The organism is Limnobacter parvus (assembly GCF_024623725.1).
In the GTDB taxonomy this organism is placed as follows: Bacteria; Pseudomonadota; Gammaproteobacteria; order Burkholderiales; family Burkholderiaceae_B; genus Limnobacter; species Limnobacter parvus.
On sequence record NZ_JANKHG010000016.1, the window covers coordinates 257,017 to 269,132 of the forward strand.

The window sequence follows — 12,116 nt, forward strand, 5'->3', positions numbered from 1 at the left end:
TCAGTGAGAGTTGCCAACAAGTTGTCTGATTTGTGGAAACCCCTAGCGACAGCCTGTCTGGCTGAGCCTATAATTTTCGGTTCTGTTGTTCACCTAAAAGAGAAGATTATATGGCTCAACCAATGGATCAGCGCTTCAGGCAAGCCGCCCTTGAATATCATGAATTTCCAAAGCCTGGGAAATTGCAGATTTCGGCGACCAAAAGCCTTGTAAACCAGCGTGACCTGGCATTGGCTTATTCCCCGGGTGTTGCAGCAGCTTGTGAAGAAATTGAAGCCGATCCATTGAATGCGGTGCGTTACACTGCCAAAGCCAACCTGGTGGGCGTCGTTACCAACGGCACGGCAGTGCTGGGCCTGGGCAATATTGGCCCTTTGGCCGCAAAGCCGGTGATGGAAGGCAAGGCTGTGCTGTTCAAGAAGTTTGCCGGTATCGATGTGTTCGATATTGAAATCAATGAAAACGACCCAGACAAGCTGATCGAGATTATCGCCTCGCTTGAGCCCACGTTTGGTGGCATTAACCTAGAAGACATCAAGGCACCCGATTGTTTCAAGGTAGAGCGTGCTCTTCGTAGTCGCATGAACATTCCAGTATTTCACGATGACCAGCACGGCACCGCAATTGTGGTGGGTGCCGCCATTTTGAACGGTCTTGAAGTGATCGGCAAAAAACTGGACGAAGTGAAGTTTGTGGTTTCTGGCGCCGGTGCAGCCGCTTTGGCTTGCCTCGAATTGCTGGTTGAATTGGGCTTGCCCCGCAAGAACGTGTGGGTAACTGACATCGATGGTGTGGTGTACAAGGGCCGCACCACCAACATGGACCCCGACAAAGATCTGTTTGCTCAAGACACTGAATCACGGGTGCTGGCTGATGTCATCAAAGACGCAGATGTGTTTTTGGGTCTTTCCGCAGGTGGTGTGTTGAAGCAAGACATGGTTCGAACCATGGCTGCCAAACCATTGATTCTGGCGCTGGCCAACCCAACCCCTGAAATTTTACCTGAGCAGGTGAAAGAGGTTCGTGACGATGCAATTATGTGCACTGGCCGAACCGACTACCCGAACCAGGTCAACAACGTGTTGTGTTTCCCCTTCATTTTCAGGGGTGCCTTGGATGTGGGTGCAACCACCATTACCAAGGAAATGGAAATTGCGGCGGTGCGTGCCGTGGCTGAACTGGCCCGCAAAGAACAATCGGATGTGGTGGCCTCCGCTTACCGCACCCAAAACCTGAGTTTTGGCCCTGAGTACCTGATTCCCAAGCCGTTCGACCCACGCTTGATTGTGCACATTGCGCCTGCGGTTGCAAAAGCCGCCATGGAAAGTGGTGTGGCCACGCGCCCAATCGCCGATCTGGAAGCTTACAAAGACCAGTTGCAGCAGTTTGTTTACCATTCCGGCACCTTCATGAAGCCGATTTTTGCCGTGGCCAAACGTTGTGTGGCCGAAACGCCGGAAACATCGCGCATTGTGTTTGCGGAAGGTGAAGACGAGCGCGTGATGCGCGCTGTGCAAGTGGTGGTCGACGAAGCCATCGCCAAGCCGATCATGATTGGCCGCCCTGCGGTGATCGAGCGCCGCCTGGAGCGATTTGGCCTGCGAATTAAACCCGGTGTCGATTTCGAACTGATCAACCCCGAGTACGATGTGCGCTATAAAGAGTACTGGCGCATGTATCACGACCTGACCAAGCGCAAGGGCGTCACCGAGGCGTATGCAAAAATTGAAATGCGCCGCCGCAATACCTTGATCGGTTCCATGATGATCAAGAACGGTAATGCAGATGGCATGATTTGCGGTACTTTTGGCACCCATTCGCTGCACTTGCATTATGTGAACCAGGTACTGGGCTTGCGTGCTGGTTGCAACACCTACGGTGCCATGAACGGCTTGATGTTGACCAACCGCCAGGTGTTTTTGGTCGACACCCATGTGAACTACGATCCCACAGCCGAGCAAATTGCTGAAATTACCTTGATGGCAGCTGAAGAAATGCTGCGTTTGGGCGTACAACCCAAGGCAGCGTTGCTGTCGCACTCCAATTTTGGTTCAAGCAACCAGCCTTCTGCTGTGAAAATGCGTGAAGCGCTACAAATTTTGCGCGACATTGCACCCTGGCTTGAAGTCGACGGTGAAATGCATGGCGATTGCGCAATCGATGAAGAAGTGCGAAATTCGATTTTCTCGGGTTCAACATTGACTGGCGAAGCCAATTTGCTGGTGTGCCCGAACATTGACGCAGCCAACATTGCCTACAACTTGCTGAAATCTGCAGCAGGCAACGGTATTGCGGTTGGCCCAATCTTGTTGGGTTCAGACAAGCCGGTGCATATTCTGACGGCTTCCGCCACTGTGCGACGCATTGTGAACATGACCGCTCTGGCTGTTCTGGATGCAAATTCAGAACGCGTCAGCTCGATTTAACGCTGCGTTTTAAAACGACAAATGGGCGTGCAAGGCACGCCTGTTTTTGTTTTAACTTCGGTCATTTGTGTCGCACAATAGTTTCATGAGCGAACACGACACATTTCACAGTGAAGACCACGAAGACATCACCGGCCTGGTGTTGTCTGGCGGTGGTGCGCGGGCGGCCTACCAGGTGGGCGTTCTGCATCAGCTTGCCAAATGGTTTGAGCAGGAAAACAAACGCGAGTTTGATTTCCCCTTCAAAATACTTTGTGGCACGTCGGCGGGCGCAATCAATGCCGCTGCTCTCGCTTGCGCAGGGCGAAATTTCTATCAGTCCACCGACCGCATGTTGAAGGTCTGGGAAAACTTCAGTTCAGACCAGGTATTCCGTTCCGATTCGCTGGGCATTATTCGCACGGGTGCGCGCTGGTTGTCGGCCTTGTCCATCGGCTGGATGCTGCGCAAGCGCCCCCGGTGTTTATTGGACAACACGCCACTGTCACATTTGATGAACCAGCTGCTGCACTTTCGCCGGCTGGATGAAGCCCTTGAAAATGGCACCATTCATGCCTTGGCGGTTACTGCATCAAGCTACAGTTCCGGCCGCAGTGTGACTTTCTTCCAAACTCAGAAAGTCATTGAAAGCTGGGCGCGAACCCAGCGGGTCGCATTGCCCGATCGAATTACCGTTGAGCATTTGTTGGCATCGGCCGCGATTCCATTCGTGTTCCCTGCCGTGAAGTTAAATATTGAAGGCAAGATGGAGCATTTTGGCGATGGCTCAATTCGCCAATTGGCCCCCATCAGCCCGGCCATTCACTTGGGCGCGAATCGGGTCATGGTTATTGGCTCCAGCCAAGCGGACAAAGACCACACACAGGCTTTGGAGGTGCAGAATGCTTACCCCAGCCTGGCACAAATCGCTGGTCATGCAATGGCTTCGATATTTCTGGACAGTTTGTCGATTGACATTGAACGACTTAGCCGTGTGAACAAAACCCTGGGTTTGTTGCCGCCCGAAATGGCCACCAAAACCACATTAAAACCCATCGAACTATTGGTGATTTCGCCTTCCGAGCGCATTGATGAAATTGCCGCACGCCACACTCAAGATTTGCCACGCCCTGTTCGAACTTTGCTCTCTGCCCTCGGCGCTACCGAGGCAGGTGGTTCTTCTTTGGCCAGTTACTTGCTGTTTGAGGCGAACTACACCCGTGAGCTGATTCGCCTTGGCATTGCCGACACCATTGCCAAGCGGGAAGCGGTTTATGAGTTCTTTCACTTGGGTCAGCCCGCCCGCTAAGTTCGCTGCCCAGCCGCGTTACAATTGAACTTTCGGGCAGTTCGGGCCAATTCTTCTCATGTCTTCCAGCCAAGTTTTTGCCGCATGGCACGCCAGAATGACCCAGCCCGATGGGCCAGATGGTTTGCGCGTTGCAACCGGTGAAGCTGTAGAGGTGTTAAGTACCGTTGACTCGACTGCGGTGTGTGCACTGATTGAGCAGGCCCATGCGCTGGCACGGCAAGGTTATTACGTGTTGGGGGGGCTTAGCTATGAAGCTGCACCTGTATTTGATACCTCGCTGCCTGTGTGCGCCAGCATCGATTTCCCCTTGCTTGAATTTCATGCCTTTCAGCCAAATCAGGTTGAGCTGTGGCCAACAAGCAAGCTGAAGGCTTTAGACCCTACGCATACTTTCTCGCCCTGGCAAGATTCCCAAAATTTCGCCGACTTTGCCAACTCATACGCTGAAGTTCGAAAGGCGATTGAAGCGGGTGAGTTTTATCAAATCAATCTGACCACGCGGTTGAAAGCGCGCAATAGCCATCAAGATGCATGGGCGCTTTTTCAACATTTGTATTTGCAGCAGCCTGCGCCGCAAAGTGTATTTTTGCGCGGCAGTGTATTCAATGCCATCAGCTTGTCGCCTGAATCGTTTTTTAATTGGGATGGCCAGGAATTACAAACCGCACCGATGAAAGGCACACGCCGCCCGAATGCAGATAGTTTTGATGTGTTGAGCGACAGTGAAAAAGACCGTGCCGAGAATGTAATGATTGTGGACTTGTTGCGCAACGACATGGCCAAGGTGTGCGAGCCCAGGTCGGTTCAGGTTCGATCTTTGTTTGATGTCATGCACCTGCCCACGGTGGATCAAATGACTTCCAGCATTTGTGGGCAAACCAAAGCTGGAACCACCTTGACCGACGTGTTCACAGCTTTGTTTCCGTGCGGCAGTGTAACTGGAGCACCAAAATCGCAGGCCATGCTGCGCATTGCGCAGTGGGAGCAGGCACCCCGCAAGTTTTATTGTGGTGCTTTGGGTGTGCTTAGCCCTGGGGGAGTCGCGCATTTCAATGTGCCGATTCGCACAGTGATTGAACAGGACGAGTTACTGGAATATGGTGTGGGTAGTGGCATCACCTGGTATTCCGACTTGGTTGATGAGAAAAAGGAATGGTGGCAAAAAACAATTTTCCTGCGCAATGCCACTTGTGACTTTCAGGTGCTTGAAACCCTGCGGCTAGAGCATGGGAAATGGCTGAACCTGGACGAACATTTGCACCGCATGGCCAAAACAGCCAATCATTTCTCTTATTTGTTTGATCATGATTATGCTCGACAGGTTTTACACATTAAATCCACTTCAAACCCCACCGGCCTGCACCGTGCCCGGTGCCTGTTGAATGCGCACGGTGAACTGAATGTTGAGCTTCAGCCTTTGGAGCTTGATCAGGGGCCTGTTGAAATTCGCCTGGCGGATTCCCATTTTGATGCAAACCCTGATTTTGTTCTTTATAAAACCACCCATCGGCCTGAATACGATTCTTTTCAGCAGCAGGCCAACGGTGCATTTGATGTGCTGTTGTTTAATGCGCAAGGCGCAATTACCGAGACCTGCCGGTGCAATGTGGTGCTTAAAATTAGCGGCGAATTGTTAACCCCTGAAATTTGTGAAAGCACATGCACTTATTTATTGCCTGGGGTGTTCCGTGATCAGCTTTTAAGAGAAAATACGATTCGACAAACCAAGCTGAACGTGCAAGATTTGCAGCGCGCCGAGCAGGTGTGGTTGATTAACAGCCTGCGGGGCTGGGTACCCGTATCTGCGGTGCTGGACAAGCAAGGAAAAAAGCTGTTCTTTGACACTAAACAATAAACAAAATAAAAGGGCTGTGACATGAACCCAACCACCATCGAGATAATTGGCGCAAGTCTGTTCGCCATCGCCGTTGTTCATACATTTTCCACCAAATATTTTGAGCGCCTTGCGCACACCCAGCCCAACCATGCCGGCCTATGGCATTTGTTGGGTGAAGTGGAAGCCGTGTTTGGTTTCTGGGCCATGGTGTTGGTGGTGTTCATGTTCTTTATCGTGGGTAAAACCGAGGCGATTGAATATGTAGACACCCGCAATTACACCGAGCCCCTTTTTGTATTTGCCATCATGGTGATTGCAGCCAGCAAGCCGGTGCTGGTGTTGGCGGGTCGAATTGTGCGGGTCGTGGCATCGGTAATTCCTGTGGACAGGCAAGTAGCCTATTTTTTCACCACACTTTCAATTGTGCCGCTGCTCGGCTCGTTCATCACCGAACCAGCTGCCATGACACTGGCTGCATTTTTATTGCGCGACCGGTTTTATTCTCAAGGCATCAGCAACAAACTGATGTACGGCACACTCGGTGTGTTGTTCGTGAACATTTCCATTGGCGGTACCTTAACGCCATTTGCGGCGCCACCCGTGTTGATGGTGGCAGCCAAATGGGGTTTCGACATGCAATACATGTTGACCATGTTTGGCTGGAAGGCTGTGATCGCAGTGTTTGTGAATGCGACAGCTGTTACCTTTCTGTTCGCCAAAGAACTGACGGCCATGAGCAAACCCGTAGAAACTGGTCCCAAGGAAGACATGCCAATCTGGGTAATAGCGACCCATCTGCTGTTCTTGGTGGCGGTGGTGATTTTTGCACACCATGCAGCCATGTTCATGGGTTTGTTCCTGTTCTTTCTGGGCTACACCAGCGCATACAGCCGTTACCAAGACAAATTGATTTTAAAAGAAGGCTTGATGGTGGCCTTCTTCCTGGCTGGCTTGGTGGTGTTGGGTGGCATGCAAGCATGGTGGCTACAAGACGTGTTGACGGGCATGAGCCCCACAGCGTTGTATTATGGCGCCACCGCATTGACTGCAATTACCGACAACGCCGCCTTGACATACTTGGGGTCGCTGGTTGAAGGTGTGGATGATCAGTTTAAGTATGCATTGGTTGCGGGTGCCGTAACCGGTGGTGGTTTAACCGTGATTGCCAATGCGCCCAACCCGGCAGGCTTTGCAATTTTACAAAAGTATTTTAACGACGGTGCAATTAACCCAGGCAAATTGTTTTTGGCTGCCCTTGGCCCCACCTTGGTGGCAGTTGTGGCTTTTCAGTTTCTGTAATCCTGTCTCAGGACCGATGCTTTGAGCGAACAAAACATGGATTACCACGATCAGGAGCCAGCCATCGAGCTGCCTCACGATCTCGATGATGCACAGCGGGCTTTGGCCGAAGTGCAGGCCATGTTGCGCAAACAGAAAGTCATTGAAAGTGTTGTTCACAATCAGCAAACAACAGTCAACCCCGAGCGCCAAAGCTTGGTCGAGGAACTGGTACACCGGCAGCACCTGACGGAACTTGGTAACAAGCTCTACTTGCTGCATCCTGCCGACGTGGCCTATGTGCTTGAAAGTTTGCCGCAAGAAGAGCGCATGCTGGTGTGGAGCTTGGTACGGTCTGACCGCGACGGCGAAATTCTGCTTGAGTTGAGCGATGCAGTTCGTGAAACCTTGATTCGTTCCATGGACAGCGATGAGCTGTACGCTGCCACTGAATCACTGGATGCAGATGAAATTGCTGAACTGGCGCCAGACCTGCCGCGTGATGTGGTGGAAAAGTTGGCCAGCGGATTAAGCCTGGAAGAGCGCGAGCAACTGCGTGCCGCCATGAGCTATCCCGAAGACACCGTGGGTGCGCGAATGGACTTCGACATGGTGACCATTCGTGACGACGTAACGCTGGAAGTGGTGTTGCGTTACTTGCGCCGTTTTGACGAATTGCCTGATCAAACCGACCAGGTGTTTGTGGTGGATCGTGTTGATCACTTCAAAGGAAGCTTGCCGCTTGACCGTTTGTTGGTGAATGAACCAGAAACACTGGTTTCAGAAGTGATGAGCCGCGAAGTGTTGATGTTGTCTGCACTCGACGATGCCTATGAAGCGGCACAGGCCTTCGAACGGTATGACTTGGTCTCTGCCCCGGTACTCGATCCCTCCGGCAAATTGATCGGCCGCTTGACCGTGAATGAGGTGGTGGACGTTATCCGTGAAGAAAGTGAGGCTGATTTGCTTTCTAGCGCTGGTTTGCGTGAAGAAGAGGACTTATTTGCCTCAGTTTGGGAGTCGGCGAAAAACCGCTGGCTGTGGCTGGGTTTGAACCTTTGTACTGCATTTTTTGCAAGCCGGGTCATTGATACCTTTGAGGGCACCATTGCCAAAGTGGTGGCTTTGGCCACGCTGATGCCGATTGTGGCGGGCATTGCGGGTAACTCGGGCAACCAAACCATGACCCTGATGATTCGCTCACTGGCTCTGGGTCAGGTCACCGCAGGCAATTTGAAATTGTTGTTGAAAAAAGAATTGGCGATTGGCGGTTTGAACGGGGTGGTATGGGGCAGTGTGGCTGGTTTGGCTGCTTGGGGTTTGTATTTCGGTACGCCGAATGCGGTCATGCTGGGTTTGTTAATGACCTTGGCCGTGATGCTAAACCTGCTGGTGGGTTCGCTGATCGGCGTGTTGGTCCCACTGGGGCTCGAGAAATTGGGGCGCGACCCGGCCATGGGTTCTTCGGTACTTCTTACATTCACCACCGACAGCATGGGCTTTTTCATTTTTCTGGGGCTTGCCTCCCTGTTCTTTTAAGGCATCTTGGCTGTGTCCGTTTTGCCCAACCTAGCGCTTTCAGTTTCGATTGTGATGCCCGTGTACAACGAAGTTCCGGGCCCACACGCCGACTCACTCACCCCGCGAATTCAAAGCCTGTTGGGTTTGCTTCGCCCTTGTGACGAAGTAATACTGGTCGATGGCAACTCCACCGACTTTAGCTGGCATGCAATAAAAGACCTGACCGTACACCCGCAATTGCAAGCCATTCAGAGCGCTAAGGGCCGTGCGCTGCAAATGAATGCTGGCGCAGCAAAAGCCAAGGGCGACATTCTTTTGTTTTTGCATGCCGACACAGTGTTGAGCAGTACTGCTTGGCACGAATTCTTGGACAAAATAAACACTCAAATAAGTACCCGCAGCGCAGTGTGTGTATGGGGGAGGTTTGATGTACGCGTTGTTGGTAAAAGTAAATGGTTGCCCTTGGTGGGGTGGTTCATCAACCAGAGGTCGCGCCTAAGCAAAATTGGTACGGGCGATCAAGCGCTTTTTGTGGGGCGTGAACTGTTTCATCAGGTGGGCGGCTTTCCGATTCAACCTTTGATGGAAGACATCGCACTGTGCAAGCTTCTGAAGCAAACTGCCGCAGAAGAATTTCTTGCCATTCGTGCTTCAGTCATTACCTCCGGGCGGCGCTGGGACTCCCATGGTGCATGGAAAACCATTCTTTTAATGTGGCGTTTGCGTTTTGATTATTGGCGCGGTGTTTCTCCGCATGAGCTCGCCCGGCAATACGCCGATACACGCCGCAAATTGCCATTTATTGTGGCGGTGTTTGCCAAGTACCCACAACCAGGGCAGGTTAAAACCCGAATGGAACCCCTGCTGGGAACCGACGGCTGCGCCGCCTTTGCGCGCTATTTACTGTTAAGTACATTGGAAAAATTGCAGGGGCTTCATGTGGTTTTGTGGACCGATGGCGGAAGTGAAGCGCAGTGGCTTGACTTGCTGAATGGCCGCACAGTGCAGCGATACATTCAGCCGCAAGGGCACCTTGGAATACGCATGCAAGCCGCAGTTGAAATGCATTTGCAGTCTGCTGAAATTGTGGTGTTGTTGGGGCCAGATGCGGTGCAGTTTACTCGCGCTGATTTAAGTAATTTGGTTCTCGCTGCAAAAGTACATTCAATTGCTTTTGTTCCTGCATTGGATGGTGGCTATGTGGCACTGGCCTGCACCCGATGCGAGCCTGCTGTATTTGCAGAGCATATTCAATGGGGCACAGGCAGTGTGGCCGAGCAAACCAGGGCTGTGTTGGCCAAGCAGGGGGTGCAGGCCCAATGGCTTGATGCCCAACTGGACATTGATGAACCTGCCGATCTGGAAACAGCGATTCAACAAGGTTGTGTACCTGTTGATTGGGCGGAACGTTATACCGATGAACAGTCCAATTCAAGAAACAGGAACACGGGTGGTCAATATGAGTAGTGTGCGAAAGCTGTTTGGTTTGTCAATTGCCAGTTTGCTGGGTATGGCGGTGTCGCCCACTGTGCAAGCAGCGGAGGCCTTGGCGCAATGGCCTGCAAACGCAACAGTGGGTATTCCTTCGCCCTGGAAGCCGCAGTACCACCCCGACATTGCAGAACACACCGAATTCAGGCTGTTAAAACAGGGCAATAAAACTGTGCTGCTAGCTGATGCTGACATGGCTTACGGCACTTTGGTGCACCCGTTTGCAAAGCCCACTACGCTAAAAGCGCTGAGCTGGGAATGGCAAGTTTTGACGCAGCCCACCAAGGCAAATTTGCAAACCAAAGCAGGCGACGATGCAGGGGCAAAGTTGTGTGCCTTCATTCAAATTGATGAAGGCAAGCTGGGCATTGGCACGCGCCTGGCATTGGCAGCGGCGCGCACTGTGTCAGGAGAACGCTTGCCCGCCGCCACACTGTGTTATGTGTGGGGTACACCCGGTGAAAAAGTGGGGCAGGTGTTCGACAATCCTTTCACTGAACGTGTGAGGAATATCGTGGTACGCGACACAGCAACAGCCAGCGAACTGATTGCAGAAAACCGTGACCTGCAAGCGGATGCGCGCAAGGCTTTCGGCGATGAATTGCCGCAAGGGCCAGTGATGTTCACTGGCATTGCACTGGGTGCTGATTCCGACAACACGAAATCGAAAGCGAAAGCCTTGTTTGGGAAAATTAGTGCTGAATAAACTAGATCCTTAAGTGCTAATGTTTTCTGCAATCCGAAAACCACCTTCCACTTTGGCCAGCATGCCCCCAGTCTCCGACTGCGGTGTGTAAATCGTTCTGAATGATGAGAAACTTAAATACACTGTTTCTTTAACCTGATCATTGCTGCTTTTCCCACCTTGGCTAACGCGGTTAATGAATACGCTTTCCAGTTCAAAGCGCAGGTATTCCAAGGGTTTTTCGCCCGCTTTCCGCACAATGACACTTGCTTTATCAAAATGTCGCCCAGTGCAGCAAGCCTTGATTAAATTTGGTGTAGATCGATCAACCAACTTGGTCAAGCTGATGCTGTCGACTTCAACTTTTCCCGAGCCTCCGCCACGGGCATAATGCGTGGTTCCGCTATTTTTTAAATCCCAGCCAATCGAGTCGATGTCAATTGAGTTTGCGTATTTGTGGTCTGCGGATTCGCCTTTAATACCCGGAATGAGCAGAAAGAAATCGGTTTTCATAATCAGTCTCCACAGCGTTTTTTATATTGGTAAGCCAAGTCTTGTGCGGTTGACTGAGCGTCGAATTTGATTAAAGTTGCCTGAAAATAGCGTCGATCACATTCAATAAAGGTTTGATACACTGAAAATTCTGCGATACCTTCAATTGATCGACTCGTTTGGTTTTTGATGATTGATGCAGCGGTTTTAGCACCAAAAATCTGTGCCAATGCTTCATTGGGTGTGTTCAATTCAAGACGTTTGGCTAATTTGAAGTGTTCATGGGGATATAGAACAAGTGGAATCTTCTCAAGTTCATCCGTCCTTGGAATAAATTCAAGTTTCATTCGAATTTCTGATTCCTCATCCAATGTCCACGTATACCAGAACACTTCAACTTTGCCTGTCAATACGAGGCTCCCTTCAAATTGATGCATTCCAGAAGTTTCTTGGCTGAGAGTGTGCGTCAAATCTGAATTCAAAGGCATGTATACATGATCACCACGTGCGAATTCTGAGATATCGTTGACTTGTGCGTAGGTTGTTGGAAGCAAAATCAAATATTGAGTGAGCGTAAGGAGCATGCAGATACTGGTCTTGAAAATGCTCATCATTGAAAGTCCTCAGTGATAATCAGCTTTGATTTGGATAGGTCGGTCGGTTCCAGCAGTTTCATTAACTGGCCAAATTTCAGTTTGCTACTCTCGACACGATTGATTTTCCGACTATGCCCTACGATTAGGCAGCCTTCAGTGTCACTTGCGTCATTGCCGGGATGGATAAGTATTAATCGACCAGGGCTTACTTGAAAGTTGAAAAGTTTGGGTACTTTGGGTCCAAAACGTCCCCCATGGTGCCAAACGAGATTGTATTCCCCTGCGGGAATTCGGAGTTGCATTCCAGCCTGCGCAGAAGAGGGACCTTTTTCTTCCAAGATGTAGCCCTTTAAATCGGTATTTTCGACCGAAAAATCAGAAATCGTCGATTCCTCAGTTTGCCAACGCCTGTTGACGTGAATCACATAACTCTCTGTCATGCCCGCTCCCATTTCAATTGAATGCGGAGCATAGCAGCGGTATGTGCCAGTGCAAAACA

10 protein-coding genes are annotated in these 12,116 nt (G+C 51.0%); 7 read left to right on the forward strand and 3 right to left on the reverse strand.

Annotated elements, in window-relative coordinates:
• Positions 1–110 precede the first annotated feature (110 nt).
• The 7 genes from NSP04_RS06495 to NSP04_RS06525 all read left to right on the forward strand — a co-directional run bounded on the left by NSP04_RS06495 (position 111) and on the right by NSP04_RS06525 (position 10,550).
• Positions 111–2,426, forward strand: coding sequence for an NADP-dependent malic enzyme (locus NSP04_RS06495; RefSeq protein ID WP_306815273.1), 2,316 nt, complete (start codon positions 111–113; stop codon positions 2,424–2,426).
• 85 nt (positions 2,427–2,511) lie between these two features.
• Positions 2,512–3,714, forward strand: coding sequence for a patatin-like phospholipase family protein (locus tag NSP04_RS06500; RefSeq protein WP_257511532.1), 1,203 nt, complete (start codon positions 2,512–2,514; stop codon positions 3,712–3,714).
• A gap of 58 nt (positions 3,715–3,772) precedes the next feature.
• The gene (locus tag NSP04_RS06505; RefSeq protein WP_257511533.1) at positions 3,773–5,572 is read left to right on the forward strand and encodes a chorismate-binding protein; all 1,800 of its coding nucleotides are present in this window, start codon (positions 3,773–3,775) and stop codon (positions 5,570–5,572) included.
• A gap of 21 nt (positions 5,573–5,593) precedes the next feature.
• Positions 5,594–6,853 carry a putative Na+/H+ antiporter gene (locus NSP04_RS06510; RefSeq protein ID WP_257511534.1) on the forward strand — a complete coding sequence of 420 codons (1,260 nt, stop codon included), beginning with the start codon at positions 5,594–5,596 and terminating at the stop codon, positions 6,851–6,853.
• A 36-nt stretch (positions 6,854–6,889) separates the two neighbouring features.
• Positions 6,890–8,371 carry a magnesium transporter gene (gene mgtE / locus NSP04_RS06515; RefSeq protein WP_257511655.1) on the forward strand — a complete coding sequence of 494 codons (1,482 nt, stop codon included), beginning with the start codon at positions 6,890–6,892 and terminating at the stop codon, positions 8,369–8,371.
• Positions 8,372–8,383: 12 nt separating this feature from the next.
• Complete coding sequence (locus tag NSP04_RS06520) at positions 8,384–9,820, forward strand: TIGR04283 family arsenosugar biosynthesis glycosyltransferase (RefSeq protein WP_257511535.1); 1,437 nt, start codon at positions 8,384–8,386, stop codon at positions 9,818–9,820.
• Positions 9,813–10,550, forward strand: a complete 738-nt coding sequence (locus NSP04_RS06525; protein WP_257511536.1) for a DUF3047 domain-containing protein — start codon at positions 9,813–9,815, stop codon at positions 10,548–10,550. The genes NSP04_RS06520 and NSP04_RS06525 overlap by 8 nt, the downstream gene beginning before the upstream one ends.
• Positions 10,551–10,559: 9 nt before the next feature.
• Here NSP04_RS06525 and NSP04_RS06530 read toward each other — a convergent pair whose 3' ends face one another.
• From NSP04_RS06530 to NSP04_RS06540, 3 genes are read right to left on the reverse strand one after another with little or no spacing between them, the layout of a single operon-like run.
• A complete protein-coding gene (locus NSP04_RS06530) occupies positions 10,560–11,042 on the reverse strand; it encodes an Hcp family type VI secretion system effector (RefSeq protein WP_257511537.1) in 483 nt (160 codons plus the stop codon).
• 2 nt (positions 11,043–11,044) lie between these two features.
• The gene (locus NSP04_RS06535) at positions 11,045–11,635 is read right to left on the reverse strand and encodes a hypothetical protein (protein WP_257511538.1); all 591 of its coding nucleotides are present in this window, start codon (positions 11,633–11,635) and stop codon (positions 11,045–11,047) included.
• The gene (locus tag NSP04_RS06540) at positions 11,632–12,057 is read right to left on the reverse strand and encodes a DUF5675 family protein (protein WP_257511539.1); all 426 of its coding nucleotides are present in this window, start codon (positions 12,055–12,057) and stop codon (positions 11,632–11,634) included. The genes NSP04_RS06535 and NSP04_RS06540 overlap by 4 nt, the downstream gene beginning before the upstream one ends.
• Positions 12,058–12,116 lie beyond the last annotated feature (59 nt).